Origin of the sequence: Mucilaginibacter sp. AK015, assembly GCF_014200785.1 — a bacterium.
In the GTDB taxonomy this organism is placed as follows: domain Bacteria; phylum Bacteroidota; class Bacteroidia; order Sphingobacteriales; family Sphingobacteriaceae; genus Mucilaginibacter.
Genome location: NZ_JACHCV010000008.1, coordinates 1 through 23,800, shown reverse-complemented (window position 1 = coordinate 23,800; position 23,800 = coordinate 1). Strand labels below are relative to the sequence as shown.

The window sequence follows — 23,800 nt, the reverse complement described above, 5'->3', positions numbered from 1 at the left end:
AATTATGAAAACAAGATTTTTGATCATTATACTTTGCCTTGCCTGCAGCGTATCTTTTGCTCAAAGGAAAAGATCGACAAAAAAGCCGGTAACCAAAGCCAAAACGCAAACGCCGGTTAACGCTGGTGCGCAGCAAATGGCGGGCGCGGGCGATGCTGCAAACACAGGTTTACAGCCAGACACCACCAGGAAAAAGCCTTTTGACCGCCCACTGGATGGTTATTATAAAAAGAATAATATCCTGAGCGCTAAGGTAACCCCGTACGCCAACCTGCGCGAAGCCGATGTGATGTTTGCCAAACGCGTTTGGAGGGAAATTGACCTGCGCGAAAAAATGAACCAGTACCTGGCATCGCCTAAGGGCAGGTTGATAGACGTTTTAATGGCAGCTATTGATGCCGGCGAGTTAACTGCTTACGACCCTGCGCCTTCAAAAGACGACCCCAATGGCGATGGCTTTTCCAAACCATTAAGCGCCGGGCAGGCCCGCAGTAAAATGGCCGATAGCTCGGTAGTTGACCAGTTTGACAAAAACACCGGTGATAAGATCGGATCGAAGGTGGTTGCAGGCGAGTTTAACCCGGATAGCGTTGTTAAATTCCGTATCAAAGAAGATTGGGTGTTCGATAAGCAACGTTCTGTTTTTGAACCGCGCATTATCGGTATAGCACCGCTTTATAAACCTAAAGCAGCCGGCCTAGACCTTGATTACCAGCCCGCATTTTGGATATACTTCCCCGAAGCAAGGCAGGTGTTAGCAGTTAAAGAAGCTGTAAGCCGTAATAATGATGCAACAGGGCTAAGCTTTGATGATGTATTTGTAAAGCGTTTATTCTCCAGCTATATTGTTAAGCAGTCAAACGACAAGGACGAACGTATACGCGATTACGCTCAGGGGATTGATAAGCTTTACGAATCTGAAAGGATCAAAAAGAGCCTGATGGATTGGGAGCTTAATTTGTGGAGCTACTAAGTATTAAAAGGTAAAAAGCAAAAAGTCAAAATTCATTTCGGGTTTTGACTTTTTGCATTAATGATGCTTCCCTGGTTTAACAAAAATTAATCTGCGCCCTGTAAACCGGTTGGGCGGCTAACCACAGGGTTAAAGTATTGTGCTATGGCTTTTGCCTGTTTCAGGTTCACCACTTCCTGCAGTTCGGTTTCGGTTGCTTCCCGAATTTTTTTGACAGATTTAAAGTATTTTAACAGTTTTTCGGAGGTCGTTTTGCCAATTCCTTCAATTAATTCTAACTCGGTTGCCAGGGTGCCTTTATCCCGTTTTTTGCGGTGGAAAGTAATGCCGAAGCGGTGCGCCTCATCGCGCAGTTGTTGTATTACCTTAAGCGTTTCGGACCGTTTATCCAGATAAAGCGGGTACTGGTCGCCGGGGTAGTATAGTTCTTCCAGCCTTTTGGCGATACCTATAACGGTTACCTGCTTATCAATACCCAGCAGCTTTAAACTCTTCATGGCCGATGATAGCTGCCCTTTACCACCATCAATAATGATCAACTGGGGCAGGCCGGTGTCTTCGTCAAGTACACGGCGATAGCGGCGCAATACAGCTTCTTCCATTGTGGCAAAATCATCCGGACCTACAACGGTTTTTACGTTAAAGTGGCGATAGTCTTTCTTTGATGGCTTGCCATCTTTAAACACCACTATAGCCGATACCGGGTATTTGCCCTGAAAGTTGGAATTGTCAAAACACTCGATGTGGTGCGGCAGCGTGTTCATGCGCAGGTCCTTCATCATCTGGGTAAGCAGGCGCTCGGTGCGTACCTCGGGGTTTAACTTTTCGTACTGGTCTATCTTTTCCTTTTTAAAGAACATTACATTCTTTTGCGACAGATCCAGCAGTTTACGTTTTTCGCCCAGTTTAGGCACCGTAAATTTAAGCTTGGTATCGTCCAGGTCTATCTCGAACGGCACAATGATCTCTTTCGAGGTGCTGTTGTACCTGGTCCTGAACTCCGTTATGGCAATGGTCAGCAGCTCTTCATCGGTTTCGTCCAGGCGTTTCTTCAGCTCAATGGTTTGGGTTTGGGTAATGGTGCCGTTCATTACCTTCAAAAAGTTCACAAAGGCGTATTTTTCTTCGGACGCGATGCTGAACACATCTACATCAGTAATGGACGAATTTACAACGGTTGATTTGCTCTGGTAATTTTCAAGCAGGTCCTGCTTGCGTTTAAGGCGGTGCGCCAACTCAAAGTTAAGCTCGCTCACGGCCTTCTCCAGGTCGCCTTTAAGGTTACGCACCACGTTGCCGATCTTACCGTTCAGCACGTCTGTTATCTCGCTGATGTTGCGGTCGTAATCCGCTTCCGATTGAAAATCCTGGCAAGGGCCCTTGCAATTACCTAACTGGTACTCCAGGCAAACTTTAAACTTGCCTTTCTCAATGTTTTCGCGGGTAAGGTTAAGGTTGCAGGTGCGCAGCGGATAGGTTTCTTTAATAAGCCCTAAAATAGTATGCATCATGCTTACAGATGCATAAGGGCCAAGGTATTTCGAGCCGTCCCTGATAATGCGGCGTGTCCAGTAAATGCGCGGGTAATTTTCGTTCTTGATGATGATCCAGGGGTAGGTTTTATCATCCTTCAGCATCACGTTATAGCGTGGCTGATGCTTTTTGATCATGCTGTTCTCCAGCAGCCAGGCATCCACCTCGGTATCAACAATGGTAAAGGTTATTTTACGAATTTTAGACACCAATACCCGTGTCTTGGCATTTATCTGGGTATCCTTGTTAAAATACGAAGCTACACGGTTGCGCAGGTCTTTTGCCTTGCCGATATATATCAGTTCGTTCTCGGTATCCCAGTACTGATATACGCCCGGTTTATGCGGTATGTTTTTTAAAGCTTCCCTGTAGTCAAATTTGTCCATACGCTTTTGAAATGTTGGAAGGTTGCAAAGTTGTAATGTTATTCTATCAAGGTAATAACCTTTAAACCTTACAACATTTCAACTTTGCAACAAACATCAAAAATCAAGTTTCTTTTCTACCTCGTTGCTGCCTTTCTGTTGTTGGCTGTAAGCGGCGCAATCGAGGGTTATGGTTACCCCTGATTTTGGCGGCACAAAATCTACGTTCTTTTTAATGCCGAGCGCAGGGTTGGCGTAAACCCGTTTCATATAGCCTGCAAATATAGGCAATGCGGTATTGGCACCTTCGCCCAACCGGGTAGACCGGAAGTGGATATCGCGGTCTTCGCAGCCCGTCCACACGCCTGTAACCAGCTGTGGGGTTATACCAATGAACCATCCGTCGGAGTTGTCGTTCGTGGTGCCTGTTTTGCCGCCGATAGGATTAGTTAAGCCGTATTTACCGCGCAGCCTGTAACCCGTACCTTCCTGTATAACGCCTTTCAGCATATAGGTCATTACATAAGCGGTTTGGGGGTTCATGGCCTGCACAATTTTTGGTGTATTATTGTACAGCGTATTGCCGTTCTTATCCTCTATACGTAACAAATAGGTAGGTTCCGTCCATATACCCTCGTTGGCAAAGGCCGAGTAAGCGCCCGTCATTTCAAATACAGAAGCATCAAAAGTACCCAGGCAAATAGAGGGGTAAGGCTGTACAGATGGATCGGTGATGCCCATTCTTTTAATGAGCTGTACAACAGGCTCCGGTTTTATTTCGTTCATAACGCGGGCTGTTACCCAGTTTTGCGACCGGGCCAACGCCAGGCGCAACGTAATGTCGCCTGGCACGGTTTCGCTCGGGGATGATCGCGGTGTCCAGTCAGCGCCGTAGCCGGTAATAGTTATGGGTTCGTTGGGCATTTGCATACAAGGCGAAAACCCATTATCAATGGCAACGGCATAAGTAAACGGCTTGGCCGTTGAACCTACCTGGCGCGTACCCATTTTTACCTGGTCGTATTTAAAATGCTCGAAGTTTGTGCCGCCTACCCAGGCTTTGATATAACCGGTGGTAGGGTCCATGCTCATGAGCGAGTTGCGCAGCATCATTTTACAATACACTATCGAATCGATAGGCTTCATTAATGTGTCAATATCGCCGCGCCAGGTAAAAATGTTCATCTTGGCAGGCGTATTAAAATCTTCGGTTATCTCTTCTTCCGATTTTCCCGCTTGTTTTAAGGCGATGTACCTGTCTGAACGGTGCTTGCCTTTCTCAAGCAGCGATTTAAACGTGGGGATGGTTTTCCAGAGGCTGATGCCTTTCCAATGCGCGTTGAACTGCGCTTGCAGGGTACGCATGTATTCCTTTTGCGCGTCTTCGGCATAACCTTGCATGGTGGCATCAATGGTAGTGTATATTTTTAAGCCGTCGCGGTCAAGGTCATAAGGGGTTACGCCATCAGGTTTAAATATCGATTTATCAACCAATATCTTTTGCACTTCTTTTTTAAGCACAGCCCTGAAATAGGTGGCAATTCCATCGTTATGATCTATCGGCCTGAAAATTAAGCCGAGCGGCTTCGCCTTAAACTCTTCTGCCTGTCCATCGCTTAAATAATGTTCCTCGTTCATGCGGCGAAGCACGAAATTGCGGCGGTTTTTAGCGTTATCGGGATGGTTTATGGGCGAGTAAATACCCGGCCCGTTTATCATGCCAATTAACATGGCGGCCTGGTCGGCGGTAAGCTTATCGGGCGTAGTGTTGAAGTAGGTACGCGCTGCCGAGCTAATGCCATAGGTGTTGTAGGCGCCAAAATCTACCGTGTTTAAGTACAGCGTTAGTATTTCTTCCTTGGTATAGTTACGCTCAATTTTAACGGCGGTTATCCATTCCTGCAGTTTTTGAATAATGCGCTTGAACGGGTTGTGCGATCGTTCTGAAAAAAGGTTAAGCGCCAACTGCTGCGTAATGGTACTGCCACCCTGCTTTTTACCTACCAGGTTATACAATATGATGCTGAAGGTGCGCTGAAAATCAATACCCGAGTGCTGATAAAAGCGGTTGTCTTCGGTAGCTATAAGCGCGTTGATAACATTTGGCGATAGTTGCTTGTAGGTAACGTTTGTGCGGTTTTTTATATAGTACTTTCCGATGATCTGCTTATCAGACGACATAATAACCGACGCCTGGTCGCTCTTCGGGTTCTCCAGTTCGCGGAAGGAAGGCAGCGGGCCAAACACCTGGAACGCTATAAGCAATATCATAATAACAAAAAAAGCAAAGCCGGCAATAAATAAACGCCATATATACCAGTTGTAACGTTTTATATCCTGCGCGGTAAGGTTATTTTTCTTTTTGTTGATCATTCTCTTAGTAATGTGTTTGATAATAGTCTAAATAACTATCCAGTGTTTTTTGGTCGGCTAATTTATCCAGATTTTCTTGTGTTATAATAAAAAAGCTGTATTTATCCTTTGGTACCTTCATTATATCGGGCATTAGCGGGATAATTGCCCGGGCATAATCCTTAACGTTTGTAAGGTTGGTAAAGCGGCCAACGTATATCAGCTGGTTATCGGCGCCAACGCTTTTTAACTGGTGTTTAATGATATTATCCTGAAAGTTGACCCGGTTGAACTGCCCAATACCAAAACGTGACGAAGCCAGATTAGTTGTACCGGTGCTTACATTTACTACAAAATAATAGTTGGTGCTATCGCGCATACTAAATATCCACGGCGCCTGCTTAACCGGTTGCGCAGGCAACGCCGCCGGCTGTGTAACCGCCGCGGCCGGCTGGGTTACGGGCGGCGTAACATTAGTGATTTCCGAAGCTTTTTCTTTTATAACAGGTGGTGCTATAACCGGCGCGGCCTCGGGCTTGCGCACATCAGCCGTCACTACATATTTTTCGGCAGGTACACGGTATTCGGTTTGCTGCTGGTAAACAATAGGAAGGGTAAATTGCGGGTCGTTAGTTTCCCTGGCGGATATTACAACTTTGCGCGCAGCCAGTTCGGCCTGGTTTGCGGTTATGTAGGCCAGGTGCTGGCTTACCAGCGGCGTTATCAGTTTATCATCAGGATAATTGGCTACTATTTGCTGTAAGTAGTTGCTGAAAGGGGTAAGCGGTACCTGGTGACCGGCCGCAAAGGCGCGCAGATAGTACAGCTGCGCCGCGTACCTGTTATTGGGGTATTGGGCAAGCAGGGCGTCGGCCGCGGTTATAACCTGTGGGTATTGCTTGCCGGCATACAGATCATACACCTTATTATATAAGGTGGCGAAACCGGTGTCTTCTTCGTTTAAGTGCTTACTGTACTCAGGGTCGAGTATGGTTTTAGCAAAAGGTGTTTCGGGGTAGTTGTTTACCAGCAGGCCCTTATATTTGTCGGCCAATGCGGGGTTGTTGGTATCACTGTATAAGCGGTAAAGATTGTAGTAGGTGGCGGCTGCATTATCGTTACCAGGGAAATGGCTTAACAATAACTCATATGCCGTAATTGCTTCTTTTTTATCATTTAATACGTCCCTGTAAAAATTGGCTATATCCAGGTAGGCATCAAACATACGCTTGTTGGATTGGGCCATAAGCGCTGGCGTAAGCGGCAGATTTTGCAAAAGCGACTGCCGGTAGCTGCCGGCATTAGTATTACCCGCGGCGGCGGCGTTGCCTCTCACAAAATCGGGATCGGTAGGCTGCGGGGTTGTCGAGGTGTTTTGGGTAATATCGCTGCCCGCGCGATTGCTTCGTCGCCAGTTATCTTCTAACCTGCGGTTGCCCCATACCCGCTTAAAGCTGCTAAAGCCCTGGCTTAAGGCGGCGGAGTTATTGAAGTAAAAATTATCGCCGGTTAGTGTTTCCTGCTGTTGCTGATTTAAATTCGTCGCTCCCCTGTTTTGTACCGAAGCGGCCGCGGTTGCCTGCTGCGCCTGCAGCGTGTGCGCTTCAACCATTTTATCAATACGCGCCAGGCGGGCCGGTTCGTCAAGTTTGGCCAGCATTTGTAGGGTGTCCTCGCGCGATATGATCTGCATCCTGTCGGCAAGCACCTGCAGATTTTCGCTTTTCTTTTTTATGATGCTGTACTTGGGGTAACCGGGCGATAGGTTCACCAATGCGCTGTCGTAATAATTTTTCGCGGCAGTGTAATCAGCCTTGTTTTTAAAAAGCACATCGGCCATACGCAGGTACGACAGGCCCTTTTGATTTTGGTTTTTTGTGCTGGAGTTTACCGATTGGCGGTAGCTTTTCAACGCGCTCTCTATATCGCCCCCGGTGTATTGCAGTTCGGCTATCTGATAATATATCTGATCGGTAAAATCAGCATTGTTCTCATTTTTTAATAACGACCGCAGGCGGGTAAGCCTGCTTGCCTTAACGCCGTTCAGGTTATCTTCTATACGGATACGGTTAAGGTTGGCGTTAAAGGCCATATCAAATATGGCGTTGCTATTGCCAATGCGCGTATAGTTGGCAATGGCATCGGCCGGCTTGTTGTTAAGCTCCTGCAGTTGCGCAAGTATAAATGTCCACCGTAATTCGTTCGCTTTGTTGTGGCTGTGCTGTATGGCCAGTTTTGCCATTTCTTCGGCATCGGTGTAATCCTGTATGTTTATATCATATTGCAGCCTGGTAGCGTAAACGTCGGCAGTGATGTGCTTTTTAGGATTGATGTTTTTTACAGCGCTGTCGATAGCTGTTTTAGCATCATTGGGCTGGTTAATATACAATAACGATCGCGCCTTGTAAACCAGCGCCTCCTGTTTCAATTCGGCGTTGTTGCCAAACGACCGGATGACATAATTGGCATACTCCACCGCGTCAAAGTAATTCCCATCAAGATAATTGGCCTTGCTAAGCAGCAGGTAAGCATCGCCCAGGTAATGACTTTGCTCTTTAACGCTGATAATGGTATTGGCTTTTGCTTTTACCAGGTCAAGCTCAGGGTCGGGCACATCGCTGCGGGTAACCGTATCGCGGTAAACGCTTAGTATCTCGCTGTAATCATCCACGTAGGCCGCCTCGTAAGCTTCCTGTTTGGCCCGCAGCAATTCTTTGGCGTTAAACAGGATGTTGTATTTGGCAGTAAGGTTTTGCAGGCCGCGGTTAAGGGCGCTTTTTTTTTCGAGCGAGCAACCCGCAATGACCACGACCGATGCAAGCAGCCAAAGCTTAGATATAGAAAGGGTAGGAGTATGCCTCAATGGAATATTGTTTGTGTTTGATTATAACCGTTACTAACAACAAATTGAATGCTTGCGGCTAAGGTTTATAAATGCCTTGCTAAAATACTAAAGATTATGCAATAGGTTTAATAAATTTGCGGATGCCTAAAAACGAAAAACCGGACGACAAAGAACCAGTAAAGGAACTAAGCGCCTATGCCAAATATACAGGGATGGCCTTCCAGATGATAGTTATCATCGGTATTTTTGCCTATGCGGGTTATAAAATTGATGAAAATGCCCATCACGGTACCAAATGGGTAACAGCGCTTTTATCATTAATAGGGGTATTTATATCATTATTCATCGTTATCAGATCTGTAAGAAATTGAAGATTCAAGCTACCCTTATCTCGTTCGTTGTTTTCATACTGTTGCTGGCTGCCTTGCCTGCCTGGGCAATGTTTAGCGGCAATAACCATTTGCTGATACCGCACTTTTGGGCGATGTTTGCTTTTATAACCGGCCTTACCCTTTTGGTGGTAGTGGCGCTTTTGGTTACGCAAAAAATCAACCCCGAAAACTACGCCCAAACCTTTTTGGCAGTAACCGTTTTCAAATTATTGGTCAGCCTTGCATTTGTGGTGGTTTTTATACTCAAAAACAAGGTGGAAAAGACGATTTTTGCGGCCGATTTCTTTTACTTATATTTCTTAAATATGGCCTTTGAAGTTTACGTTTTGTTGCGTAACTTGCGCAACCAAAATTTGAAGTAAAAAACTTTATTTAGATGTATAACAGCTCGATTTTGAACTCAAAAATTTTTACACTTTTACGAATTTGTGCCGTTTTTTTAACGCTGACCGCATTTTCGATACCGGCTTTTTCGCAGGAAGAACATGCCGAGGGCACAGAAAAAAAGTTTGAACCGAGCGAGGTTATTTTAGAGCACATTGCCGATTCGCATTCGCTGCATATTATTGGTCACAGCCATTTGCCGTTACCGGTAATTGTTTATACTGACAAGGGCCTGGAGATCTTCTCGTCTGCAAGGTTTGCTCATGAAGAAGAAGGCGCGCACGAAGCCGAAGCGGCCGGTGTATATAAAGGGGCTAATTACAACTATAAGCTGGTTAACGATAAAGTTAAGATAGTTAACGAGGCCGGCGAGGTTGATGAGGCGGCTACAAGTAAACTTTACGATTTCTCGATCACCCGCAACGTGGTAAGTATGTGGATGTCGATCATCTTCCTGCTGCTTATATTTTTGAGTGTGGCATCAGCATACAAAAAACGCCAGGGTAAAGCCCCGAAAGGTTTGCAATCTTTTATAGAGCCGATTATAATGTTTGTTAGGGACGATATTGCCCGCCCAAACATTGGGTACAAATACCAGCGTTTTATGCCGCTGTTATTAACGGTTTTCTTTTTTATATGGATAAACAACCTTATAGGTTTGGTGCCGTTCTTTCCGGGTGGTGCAAACTTAACGGGTAATATAGCAGTAACGCTGGTGCTTTCGGTTATCACCTTGTTTGTGGTGAACCTGAATGGTAACAAGCATTACTGGCAGCACGTGTTTGTACCGGCCGATGTACCTGGCTGGATATGGCCTTTATGGTGGGTTATCGAGCTGGTAGGTATCATATCAAAGCCTTTCGCCTTAATGATACGTTTGTTTGCCAACATTACAGCAGGGCACATTATTGTGCTTAGCTTAATATCGCTGATATTCGTGTTCAAATCGTTTGCTATAGCGCCGGTATCCGTTGCTTTTGTGGTGTTCATGGATGTGCTTGAGTTGCTGGTAGCAGCATTACAGGCCTTTATCTTTACGCTGTTAACCGCCCTGTTTATAGGTACAGCGATAGAAGAGCACCACCATTAATATTTGTAAATAATTATATACTATATATTCACTTTAAATTTAAAACAATGATTGGAAGTATCGCCGCACTTGGTGCAGGTTTAGCAGTAATTGGTGCCGGTATCGGTATCGGTCAAATTGGTGGTAAAGCTTGCGAAGGTATTGCACGCCAGCCAGAAGCTGCTTCAAAGATCCAAACTGCAATGATCATCGCTGCGGCCCTTGTAGAAGGTGTTGCACTGTTTGCTGTGGTTGTGTCATTCCTGGGCTTGAAATAATTTTTCTGCCCGAGGATAAAATTTTAACCGTACCCGTTGCGATTGGCCGCGGGTACGGTTATTAAATGATTTTTTAAAATATATATCAACATATAATAATGAATCCATTAGTTACCCCCGATATTGGTTTAGTGTTCTGGACAACGGTATCATTTGTGGTATTGTTTTTTTTACTGGCCAAATTTGCCTGGAAACCTATTATGGGTGCCCTTAACGATCGTGAGCGCTTTATAGAAGATTCGCTGTCGAAAGCCGAGGCTGCTAAAGAAGAAATGAGCCGCCTAACCAGCGAGAACGAAGCGTTATTAAAACAAGCCCGTATAGAGCGCGACGCGATATTGCAGGAAGCTAAAAAGGTAAAAGACCAGATCATAAGCGATGCTAAGGATGCCGCACACAAAGAAGGTGCCCGCCAGATAGAGCTTGCCCGTATCGAGATAAACAACCAGAAAGCCATTGCTATGGCCGACGTTAAAAACCAGGTTGCGGCCTTGTCGTTAGAGATAGCCGAAAAGGTTTTACGCAAACAACTGGAAGACCAGGAAAAACAAGATGAACTGGTTGCCGACCTGTTAAAGGAAGTGAAATTATAGAAATGAGATTTAGATAGGAGATCTGAGACTTTTTCTCACATCTTATATCTCACATCTCACATCTCAAAAGATATGTCAGAAATAACAGTAGCAATAAGGTACGCGAAAGCATTGATTGACCTTGCGCAAGAGCAAAACAGCCTTGAAGCGGTTAAGAATGATATGGAGCTTTTTCTGAGAACGGTTAAGGCCAGCTCAGAATTGGGCGCTGTTTTGGCTAACCCGATCATATCGCACAGCAAAAAGGTACATATTCTGGCCGATGTTTTTGGCGCCAGCGTTAGTAAAGTAACCCTCGCGTTTTTAAATATCATGGTAAATAAAGGCCGTGGCGAAGTTTTGTTCACTACCGCACAGGAGTTTATTGGCTTGTATGATATCAAAAATCATATTACCAATGCCAGGGTGGTTACAGCATCACCTTTATCTGCCGAAAACAAAAAGAAAATGCTTGATGATGTGCAGCAGGCAATTGGCGGTACTGTTAAGCTTAAGGATAAGGTTGACCCATCGTTAATTGGCGGCTTTGTACTAACCGTTGGCGACAGGCAGGTTGATACCAGCATTGCCAGCAGCTTAAAGCGGATGAAAAAGGAATTTGCGCAAGTTGCGATCAAATAATATTAAATTAAAACTCTAAAATAAATTCAAAAAATGGTAGAGGTAAGACCAGACGAAGTATCAGCAATTTTGCGTCAGCAATTGGCCGGCTTTAAGTCAGAATCTGAATTAGAAGAAGTGGGTACCGTGCTCCAGGTGGGTGATGGTATTGCACGCGTTTACGGATTAACTAAAGTACAATCAGGTGAGCTGGTTGAATTTGATAACGGTTTACAAGGTATCGTACTGAACCTTGAAGAAGATAACGTAGGTGTGGTATTGTTAGGTAAATCTGACGATATTAAGGAAGGTGATAACGTAAAGCGTACCAACCGTATCGCATCAATCAACGTAGGCGAAGGTATGCTTGGCCGTGTTGTTGATACCTTGGGTAACCCAATTGACGGTAAAGGCCCGATAGTAGGTGAGACTTACGAAATGCCTTTGGAGCGTAAAGCACCTGGTGTTATTTACCGCCAGCCGGTAACCGAACCATTGCAAACAGGTATCAAAGCTATCGACGCGATGATCCCTATCGGCCGTGGCCAGCGTGAGTTGGTTATTGGTGACCGCCAAACCGGTAAAACCGCTGTTTGTATCGATACCATCATCAATCAAAAAGAGTTTTATGATGCAGGCCAGCCTGTAACATGTATATATGTAGCGTGCGGCCAAAAGGCCTCTACAGTGGCAAACATTGTACGCACACTGGAAGAGAACGGTGCTATGCCATACTCGATAGTTGTTGCGGCCAATGCATCAGACTCGGCTACCATGCAGTTCTTCTCGCCGTTTGCAGGTGCTGCAATTGGCGAATACTTCCGCGATACCGGCCGCCCGGCATTGATCATCTATGATGACCTTTCAAAACAGGCTGTTGCTTACCGCGAAGTATCATTGTTACTGCGCCGCCCACCAGGCCGCGAGGCTTACCCGGGCGACGTGTTTTACCTGCACAGCCGTTTATTGGAGCGTGCCGCTAAGGTTAACAGCAATGACAACATCGCGCAGCAAATGAACGATTTGCCCGAGTCTATCAGGCACATCGTAAAAGGTGGTGGTTCGTTAACAGCGTTGCCTATCATCGAAACACAGGCAGGCGACGTATCAGCGTATATCCCAACCAACGTGATCTCGATCACCGATGGCCAGATATTCCTGGAGTCGAACTTGTTCCTTGCGGGTATCCGCCCGGCCATTAACGTAGGTATCTCGGTATCACGTGTGGGTGGTAACGCGCAGATCAAATCAATGAAGAAAGTTGCCGGTACACTTAAGCTTGACCAGGCACAATACCGCGAGCTTGAGGCGTTCTCGAAATTCGGGTCAGACCTTGATGCATCAACTAAAAGCGTAATTGATAAAGGTGCCCGTAACGTTGAGATATTAAAGCAAGGCCAGTACTCGCCGGTAACGGTTGAAAAACAGGTAGCTATTATTTACCTGGGTACTAAAAACCTGATGCGTAACGTACCGGTGAACAAGATAAAAGAGTTTGAAGTAGAATATACCAACCAGTTAGAGCAACGCCACCCCGAAGTGCTGGCCGCCCTAAAGGCAGGTAAATTTGACGACCAGTTAACCGGCGTGCTGGAAACAGTAGCTAAAGAACTGGCAGGTAAGTACTAATTTTAGATATGAGATATGAGAAGTGAGTATTGAGACAAATACTCACTTCTTATAGATAAAAATAAACGGGATCAGATTGAAGGAATGAGTTAAATCTCAAATCTCAAATCTCAAATCTCAAATCTCAAAAGATGGCTAATTTAAAAGAAGTAAGAAACAGGATAGCATCCGTAAACTCAACGCAGCAGATAACCAAAGCCATGAAAATGGTTTCGGCGGCTAAGCTGAGAAGGGCTACTGATGCCATTGTACAATTACGCCCCTATGCTAACAAGTTGAAAGACCTTTTGGCTAACTTATCGGCAAGCCTTGAGGATGGCGCCTCGCCATTTTTACAGCAGCGCGAACCGGTACGTGTACTGGTTGTAGTTGTATCATCAAATCGTGGTTTGGCTGGCGCTTTCAATACCAACGTAATAAAGGCGGCCAATAACCTGATAGCCGAAAAATACAGCAAGCAGTTAAGTGCGGGCAACGTATCCATTGTTGCTATTGGTAAAAAAAGCCAGGAATATTATCAGCGCCGTAAATACAATGTTATAGGCAACAATAACGACCTGTACCTTGACCTTAACTTTATAAACGCTTCTAAAATTACCGAAGCGATAATGCAGGGCTTTGTAGACGGCGATTACGACCGTGTTGAACTGGTTTATAACCATTTCCGTAACGCTGCCGTGCAGTACCTGATAACCGAACAGTTATTACCGGTGCCAAGGTCAGAAGCCAAGCCTAAGGAAGCCTTTAAAACCAAAGCTGAGGTGGTTGAAAGTCAGGTTGACTATATACTGGAGCCATCGCAGGAAGAAATTGTAGAACAGCTGATCCCTAAGAATATTAAGATACAGTTATACCGTGCAGTGTTGGATTCGAACGCATCTGAACATGGCGCACGTATGACCGCCATGGACAAAGCGACCGAAAACGCAGGCGACCTGTTGAAAGCCCTTAAGCTTTCGTACAACCAGGCCCGCCAGGCAGCCATCACTACCGAACTTACCGAGATCGTAAGTGGTGCGGCAGCATTAGGCGGTTGATAATTATCATCAAACTATAACAAGAAAGGCTTTCCTATTTGGAAAGCCTTTCTTGTTTTTATATTCTTTGTAGCGTCACCGCAACTTACGCACCCGCTCGTTGCGAGCTATAGCGTTACAATCTTCAACATGCAGGTCGCCGACTTTTCTATCGAAGGTAGCCACGTCGCTACGCTCCTCGCAATTACGTTTATTTATATAGCCGGATTTGCGGAATAATCTTTCCAGAGCTCATCTACCGATTTACCTGTTAATTTGTTCCATGAGGCCGCAGTGTAAGTGCGGTCGCGCATTTGACTGTCCAGCTTTTTAACCGTTCCTTTTTTAACTTTTGTTTCAACCCAAACCAAAAAGCGCGCGGTAACGCGGTAGGCGTTGTCATAATTTTGGGTCGGCTTATAATCGGGAAGTTTCCAGTTAGCCGCCGGGTTGGCTACGCCGTGCTCGTTACGCACATAATCGGCAATACCTTCGGTTAGCCAGCCGGGTCCGTCAAAGTCGCCATAATCCTGTGCAATGTGCATCACCTCGTGGGTAACCACATCAATATCGTTAGGGTGTTTGGTCATGTACGCAACGCTGAAAACAACGCGGCCGTTATCGGTAGCAGCAACACCATGGTATGCCGTATCTATAAAAAAGTTTACTGTTTTCAGGCTCTTTTTGTTGTACTCTTTAACGATTTTTGGGTAAACGGTAAAAAAAGTGGTGATGAGCTTTTGTTTAATGGCATCATCAAAGTGTTCGTCGTTACCCGAGACGATCAGGGTATAACCCTCCCTTTTTATCGTATCAATGCGCGCGGCAAAGCCTGTGCCGCATATCAGCGTTGTTAATAGTAGTACTGTTAATTTTTTCATAAGGCAAAAATAGTGTAAAAGCACAAACGCATGCCATAACACCGTAAAAAGCCTGATACAATGCTATTCTTCTGCAATCAGTTTCAAAGCCTCCAACGCTTTTGGCCAGGCCGCAGCCAAATAATCCATAATGCCCTTATCCATGTTCATCCCGGTCAGGTCAATTACCAGTAAGGTTTTATCGCCTTCAGGGGTTAAGGTGTAGTTTTCAAAAGCGCCGGCAATCTTTTTGGCGTTTTCGCTGGTAAAATCCTCTATTCCATTTACCAATTCGCCCAGCATTTTGAACGACATATGTTCATAAGGGATACAGCGGGCTATTACGGCTATCATACCCCGGTCCTCACGGTCGATAAATAATACTTTGCTGCCCTCCTGCCAGTCGGTAACAACTTTAGATCCTTCGCAAAACGGGGCTGTCCATTGCGTGTAAGTGGTTTCGCCCCAAAGGGTTTCCCAAACCTTTTTTCGCGGCGCGTTAATGCTGATGCTATATTGCTCTTTCATGATCTGTAAGTTAATGATACAAAGATGAGCGGTACCTGCTAAAAAAGGCGGGTGCAATTACGACAAGTTAAGAGGGGAATTGGGACAAGAAGTTAAATTTACTCGCCCCGCGGCACTACGTGCGCCACCCTCGCTGCCGCGCAAAGAGGGTGGGAAGGCAAAAGCCGTCTTTACGAAGTAGAGAGGGTGGTCGGGCGAAGCGATGACCAGGTGAGTAAAATAAACGCTTTATTAAAAATAAACTTGCATTTATATAAGCGCTTATATAAATTGCATTATGAATTTGTATCAAAGTTTAGGATACCTGGTTTTGGGCAGTCGCTTGAGGCGAATGAGCGAAACCTTTCTTGGCGAAATAAACCGCATTTACCAGAATGAAAGCATTGAGTTTGATGCCAGCTGGTTCCCGGTGTTTTACCTGCTCTCTAAAAACGATTCGCTTTCAATAAAAGAACTAAGCGAACAAACGGAAGTATCGCACCCTGCAGCCAGCCAGTTGATAACCAACTTAAAAAACCGCAAACTGGTAGAAACTACGGTTTGCGCCGATGATGGCCGCAGGCAACTGGTGCAGTTTACAGATAATGGGCGCAGCCTGCTGAAACAAATATTACCTGTTTGGGATGCAATTAGCAACAGCATGAGCGAACTTGCCGAAAGCGACCCGGCTATACAAAAAATGTTGCCTGCTATATCGGCATTAGAAAACAGCTTCCGTAATTATAACCTCGCCGGTAAGGTTGGCGAAAAACTAAACCCGATACTTGATGAAAAAATTTAATTACGGTATTGATCACCTCAAGATAGGCACTTGCCTGGATATCGCGGCAGGCACGGTAAAAGGTATAATAAATACGGCCGCTGCCGGGCATATCAATACTTCGTGGAAAGAAGTAGAGAAGATAGTGCACGCCCACCTTCCGGTATACGGCATCAATACCGGCTTTGGTCCGCTTTGCGATACCAGGATATCTGAACAAGATACCAGCCTGCTGCAAAGTAATATCCTTAAGAGCCACAGCGTAGGTGTAGGAAAACCCATCCCGCAGGAAATTGCCAAGCTGATGCTGATCACTAAGGTACATGCATTGGCGCAGGGATATTCGGGCATTGCCCCACAAACTTTGGAAAGAATAATATGGCATATTGATAATGACGTGATCCCGGTTGTGCCAGAGAAAGGCTCGGTCGGCGCATCCGGCGACCTGGCGCCGCTATCGCACCTGTTTTTGCCGCTGATTGGTTTGGGGTATGTGAATGCAGGCAATCAAAAACTCCCAGCAGGAGATGTTCTGAAACAGTATAACTTACAGCCGTTAACATTAGGCCCTAAAGAAGGGCTCGCCCTTATCAACGGTACCCAATTCATTTTGGCCTTTGCTATTAAAGCCGTAGAACGCTTAAACAATATACTCAATAACGCCGACCTGATCGGTGCTATGTCGCTTGAAGGCCTTATGGGCTCAGCAAAGCCGTTTGACGCGAGGCTCCATACCATTCGCCCGTATAAGGGCACAAAGCTTGTGGCAAAGCGTTTAGCCGCCCTGTTGCAAGGCTCGGCAATTGGCGGTTCACACGTAGATTGCGATAGGGTGCAGGACCCATATTCGTTGCGCTGTATGCCGCAGGTGCATGGCGCATCGCGCAACGCCTGGCTGCATTTAAAAGAGCTTACCGAAATTGAACTAAACTCCGTTACAGATAACCCTGTTATTTTTAATGCTGATGATACCATCAGCGGAGGCAATTTTCACGGGCAGCCCCTGGCTTTGCCTTTAGATTATGCTACCGTTGCAGCTGCCGAACTGGGTAACATTGCCGACCGCCGCTGCTACCTGATGAGCGAAGGGCGCTATGGCTTGCCAAAATTACTGACCGAACACGCGGGATTAAATTCCGGCCTGATGATACCGCAGTACACCACCGCGGCATTGGTTACCGAAAATAAAACCCTTTGTTTCCCGGCAAGCGCCGATAGTGTGCCTACCTCGCTGGGCCAGGAAGACCATGTTTCCATGGGCTCTGTCAGCGGGCGCAAACTGCACATGGTACTTGATAATATCGAGTATATACAGGCTATAGAGTTACTGTATGCTTCGCAGGCTTTGGAGTTTCGCAGGCCTTTGCAAAGTACACCTGTGATAGAGACCCTGCACCAACTGGTTAGGCAGCATGTGCCTTTTATAAAAGAGGACAGAATATTTGCAGATGATATAAACGCCCTGCATCAATTAATTACAAGCGGTCAATTACAGTCGGTAGCCACTGAGGCCGCTCAAAAACATAAAATCAACATCACTGAAGATGACGAATTCGGAATTTATTAATACCTACGCCAAACACCCGGTGTATTATGCGCCGATTGGCGACCAACTGCACGCCAAAAGCTGGCAGACCGAAGCACCCCTGCGTATGCTGCTGAATAACCTTAACGGGCAGGTTGCCGAAAACCCCGACGAATTGGTAGTGTATGGCGGCATTGGCCAGGCTGCCCGCAACCCCGAATCGCTCAGGAAGATAATCGAGCTTTTACTGGAACTGGATGATGATCATTCCTTATTAGTACAGTCCGGTAAGCCGGTTGGAATTATTCGCAGCCATCCTCAGGCGCCAAGGGTTTTAATAGCCAACAGCAACCTGGTGCCGGCATGGGCCACCTGGGAGCATTTTAATAAACTACGTGCCGACGGCCTGATGATGTACGGACAGATGACCGCCGGCAGTTGGATCTACATCGGCACACAAGGCATTTTACAAGGCACTTACGAAACTTTTGTGGAAGCCGGTCGTCAGCATTTTAATGGTAACTTAACTGGAAAACTGATCGTCAGTGCCGGTATTGGCGGTATGGGCGGCGCGCAGCCCTTAGCCGCAACAATGGCAGGCGCCGTGTTTTTAGGGGCTGATGTAGATGAAACGCGTATTCAGAAACGTATCGATAGTAAGTATATCGACCGGCTGACACACTCGTATGACGAAGCGATAAGTTGGGTGCAGGATGCCATAGCTAAGGGCAAAACACTTTCGGTTGGTTTGGTTAGCGATGCCGGCGATATGCTGCAAAGATTGATTGCCGATGGCATTGTGCCCGATATGGTGACCGACCAAACCTCGGCACACGACCCATTGAATGGTTATGTGCCTAACGGATTAACGCTTGATGAGGCCCTCGATCTGCGTAAGGCCGACCCTGAACAATACAAACGCCTGTCGCTTAAAAGTATGGCACGGCATGTTGGTTTAATGCTGGAATTACAGAGACGTGGTTCGGTAACTTTTGACTACGGCAACAACCTGCGCGAATTTGCCAAACAGGGCGGCGAGCAAAACGCCTACGATTTTCCGGGCTTTACCCCGGCATTTATCCGCCCGTTGTTTTGTGAAGGCAAAGGGCCGTTCAGGTGGGTAGCACTATCCGGTGATCCCGAAGATATTTACACTACCGACAAGGCTTTGATGGAAGCCTTCCCCGAAAATAAGCCCTTAATAAACTGGCTGGAAAAAGCGCAGAAACAGATAGCCTTCCAGGGCCTGCCAGCACGCATTTGTTGGCTGGGTATGGGCGAACGCGAAAAAGCGGGCCTGATATTCAACGAATTGGTGGCAAGCGGTAAGGTAAAAGCGCCGATCGTAATAGGTCGCGACCATCTGGATTGCGGCTCGGTAGCATCGCCAAATCGAGAGACCGAATCCATGAAGGATGGCTCGGACGCCATATCTGACTGGCCGCTATTAAACCTGATGGCCAACACGTCAGGTGGCGCCACATGGGTATCGTTCCACCACGGTGGTGGGGTAGGTATGGGCTACTCGCAGCATGCGGGCATGGTAGTAGTTGCCGATGGCACCGAACGTGCTGCAACGTGCCTTAAACGTGTACTGTATAACGACCCTGCGATGGGTATCTTCCGCCATGCCGATGCCGGGTATGATAAGGCGCAGGACTGGGCAGACAGGTTTGGTTTGAAGGTGTGGTAGGTGTTAGTGATTAGAGGTTAGTGATTAGAGATTAGTTGGAAAGCAGCCAATTAATAAAGCCGTCATATAAGCAGAACCGTCATTGCGAGCGTAGCGTGGCAATCTTCGATAGAAAAGTCGGCTATAAGCGTGTCGAAGATTGCCGCGTCGCTATCGCTCCTCGCAATGACGTTTGGAATATATTATAATATCAATGAAAAAACTAATAGGTCCGTTTACCCAGATACTCTCCTTAACAGGGCTGCCCTTAAAGGGCGCTTTGCAGGATGAGCAATTGCACATCATCCCCAACGGAGGTGTGCTGGTGGAGCGTGGACTGATATTAGCCATTGGCAACTTTAATGAATTGCGGAAAGCCACCCCATCCGCGCATATAGAAGAAATTACGGGGCAGCAAGTTTTGCTGCCGGGGTTTATAGATTGCCATACACATATCTGTTTCGCCGGTAACCGTGCTAATGACTACGCCATGCGCATCGCGGGTAAAACCTACCTGGAGATTGCCAAAGCAGGCGGCGGCATCTGGGACACAGTTACCCAAACCCGGGCGGCGGATGAAGTTTCGTTGGTAGCATCGCTGTTGCAAAGGGCTAACCGCCATTTGGCTGAGGGGGTAACCACCATTGAGGTAAAAAGCGGATACGGATTAAGTTTGGATGAAGAACTAAAACAGCTGCGTGCTATTAAAGCGGCATCAGCACAAGCAGAGGTCAAACTAATACCTGCCTGCCTTGCCGCGCACATGGTGCCGAAAGATTTTATAGGATCGCAAGCGGAGTATTTGCAGCACTTAGTGAATCACCTGTTGCCCATCATCAAGCAGGAAAACCTATCCAATCGCGTAGATATATTTATTGAACAAAGCGCCATTAATACAGAAAATGCTTTGATATATTTAAACAAAGCTAAACAAATGGGTTTTGATATTACCGTACATGCCGACCAGTTCACCACGGGCGGCAGTGCTGTTGCCGTACAGACAGGCGCGCTTTCTGCCGACCACCTGGAAGCCAGCGGTGATCATGAAATTGAACTATTAGCTGACTCGGATATAGTTGCTGTTACGTTGCCCGGGGCGTCAATGGGGTTGGGTATGCCATACGCCCCCGCACGTAAATTACTAAACGCTGGTGCCTGCCTGGCTATTGCCAGCGACTGGAACCCGGGCTCGGCGCCAATGGGCGATCTGCTGATGCAGGCCGCGGTAATGAGCGCCGCCGAAAAGCTATCTGCTGCCGAAGTTTTTGCGGGGTTAACCTTCCGCGCGGCATCAGCATTAAAAATTGAAGGTGGTATATTAGCGCCGGGCTTGCCTGCCGATATGCAGGCCTACCCATGTGCCGACTACCGCGAAATATTATATTACCAGGGAAAATTGAAGCCGAGCCAGGTTTGGGTTGGCGGCGAGATATAAAGTGTAGGCATGTGCGATTCCCTCCCAACGGGAGGGTGCAGGGAGGGGTTCTAAAAGCGATAAAGAGCACACAGCCCCCTCCCTGCCGCAACACAGACCAACACGCCCTTCCCCAGGGAGGGAATTAAAAGACCAATGAACCATTGAACTAATAAACCAATGAACCAATTAATTGAATGCGTACCAAATTTTAGCGAAGGTGTAAACCTGGCCATCATTAAACAAATAACCGACGAGGTAGAATCTGTTGAAGGCGTACGCCTGCTGAATGTTGACCCGGGAAAGGCAACCAATCGTACGGTGGTAACTTTTGTGGGCGAGCCGCAACAGGTGGTACAGGCAGCCTTTCTGGCCATAAAAAAGGCCGGCGAACTCATAGATATGAGCAGGCACAAGGGAGAGCATCCGCGCATGGGCGCTACCGATGTTTGTCCGCTGATACCGATCGCCAATATCACGATGGAAGAAACCGCCGAATACGCAAAGCAACTGGCCAAGCGTGTGGGCGAGGAGTTAGCTATACCGGTGTACTTGTACCAGCATGCGCAGGCAGATAAAACCCGCGATAACCTGTCGGTGATCAGGGCAGGTGAATACGAAGGCTTTTTCAAAAAGATAAAAGAACCAAAATGGAAGCCCGACTATGGTCCGGCAGAGATGGACACTAAGCAGGGTGCTACCGTTATCGGCGCACGCGATTTTCTGATTGCTTATAACATCAACCTAAACACTACGTCAACCCGCAGGGCAAATGCCATTGCTTTTGATGTGCGCGAGGCTGGCCGTGTAATGCGCGAGGGCGACCCGGTTACAGGCAAAATTATCACTGATAAGAACGGCAAACCGAGATCAATACCCGGTACTTTAAAAAGTGTAAAGGCCATTGGTTGGTATATCGAGGAATACGGCGTTGCCCAGATATCGATGAACCTGACGAATATTGAGGTTACACCGATACATGTGGCCTTTGATGAGGTTTGCAGGAAAGCGGCTGATCGTGGTATCCGGGTAACGGGCAGCGAATTGGTTGGCCTGATACCGCTTAAAGCCATGCTGGATGCAGGGAAATATTTCTTGCGGAAACAACAACGTTCGGTCGGGGTAAGCGAAAAAGAACTGATCAAAATTGCTGTCAAATCAATGGGCCTAGATGAACTTGGTCCCTTTAATCCGGACGAGCGGATCATTGAATATCTGCTGAAAGATACGGCGGCAAGCAGGTTGGTAAACATGTCGCTTACCGCCTTTGCTGACGAAACCGCCAGCGAGAGCCCGGCCCCTGGTGGCGGCTCAATATCGGCCTATATCGGCGCGTTGGGCGCATCCCTGGCTACTATGGTGGCCAACCTGTCATCGCATAAAAAAGGATGGGACAGCCGCTGGGAAGAGTTTGGCAGTTGGGCGGAGCAGGGGCAGAAATTTAAAGATGAATTGCTGAGCCTGGTTGATAAAGACACCGCGGCTTTCAACAAAATTATGGAGGCCTTTAGCCTGCCGAAAGGAAACGAAGAGGAAAAGGCAGTCCGCGACCAGGCTATACAAGACGCTACCAGATACGCTATCGAAATCCCATTTAAGGTTATGCAAACCAGTTTTGAAAGCTTAACGCTGATAAAGGCGATGGTAGAAACAGGCAACCCGAATTCGGTAACAGATGCGGGTGTGGCGGCGCTCTGTGTGCGGTCGGCAGTGATGGGTGCTTTTATGAATGTAAAGATCAACGCTTCGGGTTATAAGGACGGGACTTTCGTAGAGGATATACTAACACGCGGCGAAGATATAGAACAAAAAACCATCGCCGCCGAGGCAGAGATTATTGCACTGGTAAATAGCAAAATAAAACTGTAGAGAAGCGATACTTTGCGAATAAGTAGGGGTAAAACAGAGGCATAAAGTATGGTGTTTTCTGCAAAAAATATATCAACGCGCATAGCCGGCACAGGGCAATCTCTTTAGAAGTGTTTACGCCAGGCAAAACCTCATGCTTTAAGCGTTCTTGTGGCATAATTATTGGTTAATTTTTTTAACACAAATTAACATTCAATATCATGAAATACATATCAAAATTTCTTTCAGTGATAGCAATGGGTGCTGCCCTGGCATCCTGCAGCGGCAATGGCAGCAAAGGAACCGCAGATACCGATAGTGCAGCCATGTATAACAGCAGCAGCACCGATGCCGCCATCGATAGTAACGAAAAGGCGCTTAAAGCTCAAGACTCGACAGAGGTGCTTGATGATACCAAATTCGCGGTAATGGCAGCCAACGGCGGCATGATGGAAGTGCAGTTAGGGAAACTGGCGTTAAGCAAGGGCTCATCACCAAAAGTGCTTGAGTTTGCTAAAATGATGGTTGACGACCATTCGAAGGCTAACAAAGAACTGATGGGTATTGCCGGTACCAAAACCATTACCCTGCCGGCCATTTTGGATAACAAAACCCAGAAGGATTATGACGATATGGCCAAGCTTAACAAAGCGGAGTTTGATAAAGCTTATACAGATTATATGGTGAAAGACCATAAAGAAGACATTGAGGAATTTCAAAAAGAAGCCGACAAAGGCAAGGATGCCGAGTTAAAGGCCTTTGCTGCAAAAACTGTCCCCGTTTTGAAACACCATTTAGAAATGGCACAACAAGCTAACGATGCGGTAAAGAAATAAGCGTTACCACATAACACATAAAAAGAAAGGGCTGCAATTGCGGCCCTTTCTTTTTATCCACCCGTCATTGCGGGCGATAGCGTGGAATCTTCGACAAAAGTAGGGGATTCATGTCGAAGATCGCCACATCGCCACGCTTCTCTAAACGAGGCTGATTATTCTATTTTTAAAAGTGATACCTGACAAAAGCCTCCATAGCGGCATATTCTGCCATGCCGAGCCTGTCATAGTTTTGGGCGGTTTCGCGGTTCCGGTCCTCGGCCCGTACCCAAAACTCGCGTGCATCATCGCCGGGGAAAACCGGCCTGTCCTTTTGCGACTGATGTTT

Annotated in this window: 20 protein-coding genes and 2 pseudogenes; 15 read left to right on the top strand and 7 right to left on the bottom strand. The window is 46.7% G+C overall.

What is annotated here, in order from left to right; genetic code table 11:
* Positions 1-4: 4 nt before the first annotated feature.
* Positions 5-973 (top strand): gliding motility protein GldN, encoded by a 969-nt coding sequence (gene gldN, locus HDC91_RS19485; protein WP_183555060.1) that lies wholly within the window; start codon positions 5-7, stop codon positions 971-973.
* Positions 974-1,059: 86 nt separating this feature from the next.
* Here gldN and uvrC read toward each other — a convergent pair whose 3' ends face one another.
* The 3 genes from uvrC to HDC91_RS19470 all read right to left on the bottom strand — a co-directional run bounded on the left by uvrC (position 1,060) and on the right by HDC91_RS19470 (position 8,086).
* The gene (uvrC, locus tag HDC91_RS19480) at positions 1,060-2,892 is read right to left on the bottom strand and encodes an excinuclease ABC subunit UvrC (RefSeq protein WP_183555059.1); all 1,833 of its coding nucleotides are present in this window, start codon (positions 2,890-2,892) and stop codon (positions 1,060-1,062) included.
* Positions 2,893-2,988: 96 nt separating this feature from the next.
* Entirely contained in the window at positions 2,989-5,244 is a 2,256-nt protein-coding gene (locus tag HDC91_RS19475) for a penicillin-binding protein 1A (RefSeq protein WP_162430879.1), read from the bottom strand.
* 4 nt (positions 5,245-5,248) lie between these two features.
* Entirely contained in the window at positions 5,249-8,086 is a 2,838-nt protein-coding gene (locus HDC91_RS19470) for a tetratricopeptide repeat protein (protein WP_183555057.1), read from the bottom strand.
* A 122-nt stretch (positions 8,087-8,208) separates the two neighbouring features.
* Between HDC91_RS19470 and HDC91_RS19465 the strand changes: the two genes are divergently transcribed.
* The 7 genes from HDC91_RS19465 to atpA all read left to right on the top strand — a co-directional run bounded on the left by HDC91_RS19465 (position 8,209) and on the right by atpA (position 13,013).
* Positions 8,209-8,439 carry an AtpZ/AtpI family protein gene (locus tag HDC91_RS19465; RefSeq protein WP_183555055.1) on the top strand — a complete coding sequence of 77 codons (231 nt, stop codon included), beginning with the start codon at positions 8,209-8,211 and terminating at the stop codon, positions 8,437-8,439.
* Positions 8,436-8,822 carry a hypothetical protein gene (locus tag HDC91_RS19460; protein ID WP_162430885.1) on the top strand — a complete coding sequence of 129 codons (387 nt, stop codon included), beginning with the start codon at positions 8,436-8,438 and terminating at the stop codon, positions 8,820-8,822. The genes HDC91_RS19465 and HDC91_RS19460 overlap by 4 nt, the downstream gene beginning before the upstream one ends.
* A 32-nt stretch (positions 8,823-8,854) precedes the next feature.
* Positions 8,855-9,934, top strand: a complete 1,080-nt coding sequence (atpB, locus tag HDC91_RS19455; RefSeq protein ID WP_255476799.1) for a F0F1 ATP synthase subunit A — start codon at positions 8,855-8,857, stop codon at positions 9,932-9,934.
* Positions 9,935-9,981: 47 nt separating this feature from the next.
* Complete coding sequence (gene atpE / locus HDC91_RS19450) at positions 9,982-10,191, top strand: ATP synthase F0 subunit C (RefSeq protein ID WP_067062340.1); 210 nt, start codon at positions 9,982-9,984, stop codon at positions 10,189-10,191.
* Between the two features lie 98 nt (positions 10,192-10,289).
* Entirely contained in the window at positions 10,290-10,784 is a 495-nt protein-coding gene (gene atpF, locus HDC91_RS19445; protein ID WP_162430889.1) for a F0F1 ATP synthase subunit B, read from the top strand.
* Positions 10,785-10,856: 72 nt separating this feature from the next.
* The gene (atpH, locus tag HDC91_RS19440; RefSeq protein ID WP_183555051.1) at positions 10,857-11,405 is read left to right on the top strand and encodes an ATP synthase F1 subunit delta; all 549 of its coding nucleotides are present in this window, start codon (positions 10,857-10,859) and stop codon (positions 11,403-11,405) included.
* Positions 11,406-11,438: 33 nt separating this feature from the next.
* A complete protein-coding gene (atpA, locus tag HDC91_RS19435; RefSeq protein WP_162430893.1) occupies positions 11,439-13,013 on the top strand; it encodes a F0F1 ATP synthase subunit alpha in 1,575 nt (524 codons plus the stop codon).
* A gap of 42 nt (positions 13,014-13,055) precedes the next feature.
* On the opposite strand, the pseudogene HDC91_RS20220 reads toward atpA, so the two are convergent.
* Positions 13,056-13,109 (bottom strand): annotated as a pseudogene (locus HDC91_RS20220) (CRISPR-associated DxTHG motif protein); the annotation flags it as partial.
* 35 nt (positions 13,110-13,144) lie between these two features.
* Between HDC91_RS20220 and atpG the strand changes: the two are divergent.
* Positions 13,145-14,050, top strand: a complete 906-nt coding sequence (gene atpG, locus HDC91_RS19430; protein ID WP_183555049.1) for an ATP synthase F1 subunit gamma — start codon at positions 13,145-13,147, stop codon at positions 14,048-14,050.
* A 194-nt stretch (positions 14,051-14,244) separates the two neighbouring features.
* Here atpG and HDC91_RS19425 read toward each other — a convergent pair whose 3' ends face one another.
* On the bottom strand, positions 14,245-14,910 hold the full coding sequence (locus HDC91_RS19425; protein ID WP_183555047.1) for a basic secretory protein-like protein: 666 nt from the start codon (positions 14,908-14,910) through the stop codon (positions 14,245-14,247).
* 63 nt (positions 14,911-14,973) lie between these two features.
* Complete coding sequence (locus tag HDC91_RS19420) at positions 14,974-15,417, bottom strand: SRPBCC domain-containing protein (protein WP_183555045.1); 444 nt, start codon at positions 15,415-15,417, stop codon at positions 14,974-14,976.
* Positions 15,418-15,694: 277 nt separating this feature from the next.
* Here HDC91_RS19420 and HDC91_RS19415 point away from each other — a divergent pair, with 277 nt between their 5' ends.
* The 6 genes from HDC91_RS19415 (at position 15,695) to HDC91_RS19390 (ending at position 23,472) form a co-directional block, all read left to right on the top strand.
* Positions 15,695-16,198: a MarR family winged helix-turn-helix transcriptional regulator gene (locus tag HDC91_RS19415; protein WP_183555043.1), complete on the top strand. Its 504-nt coding sequence runs from the start codon at positions 15,695-15,697 to the stop codon at positions 16,196-16,198.
* Positions 16,185-17,744, top strand: coding sequence for a histidine ammonia-lyase (gene hutH / locus HDC91_RS19410; protein WP_183555041.1), 1,560 nt, complete (start codon positions 16,185-16,187; stop codon positions 17,742-17,744). Before HDC91_RS19415 ends, hutH begins: the two co-directional genes overlap by 14 nt.
* Positions 17,722-19,395, top strand: coding sequence for a urocanate hydratase (gene hutU, locus HDC91_RS19405; protein WP_183555039.1), 1,674 nt, complete (start codon positions 17,722-17,724; stop codon positions 19,393-19,395). The genes hutH and hutU overlap by 23 nt, the downstream gene beginning before the upstream one ends.
* Before the next feature lie 193 nt (positions 19,396-19,588).
* Complete coding sequence (gene hutI, locus HDC91_RS19400; RefSeq protein WP_183555037.1) at positions 19,589-20,809, top strand: imidazolonepropionase; 1,221 nt, start codon at positions 19,589-19,591, stop codon at positions 20,807-20,809.
* 159 nt (positions 20,810-20,968) lie between these two features.
* Positions 20,969-22,657 (top strand): glutamate formimidoyltransferase, encoded by a 1,689-nt coding sequence (ftcD, locus tag HDC91_RS19395; protein ID WP_183555035.1) that lies wholly within the window; start codon positions 20,969-20,971, stop codon positions 22,655-22,657.
* A 200-nt stretch (positions 22,658-22,857) separates the two neighbouring features.
* Positions 22,858-23,472: a DUF4142 domain-containing protein gene (locus tag HDC91_RS19390; protein WP_183555033.1), complete on the top strand. Its 615-nt coding sequence runs from the start codon at positions 22,858-22,860 to the stop codon at positions 23,470-23,472.
* Positions 23,473-23,638: 166 nt separating this feature from the next.
* Here the strand turns inward: HDC91_RS19390 and HDC91_RS20080 are convergent.
* Positions 23,639-23,800 (bottom strand): annotated as a pseudogene (locus HDC91_RS20080) (glucosamine-6-phosphate deaminase); the annotation flags it as partial.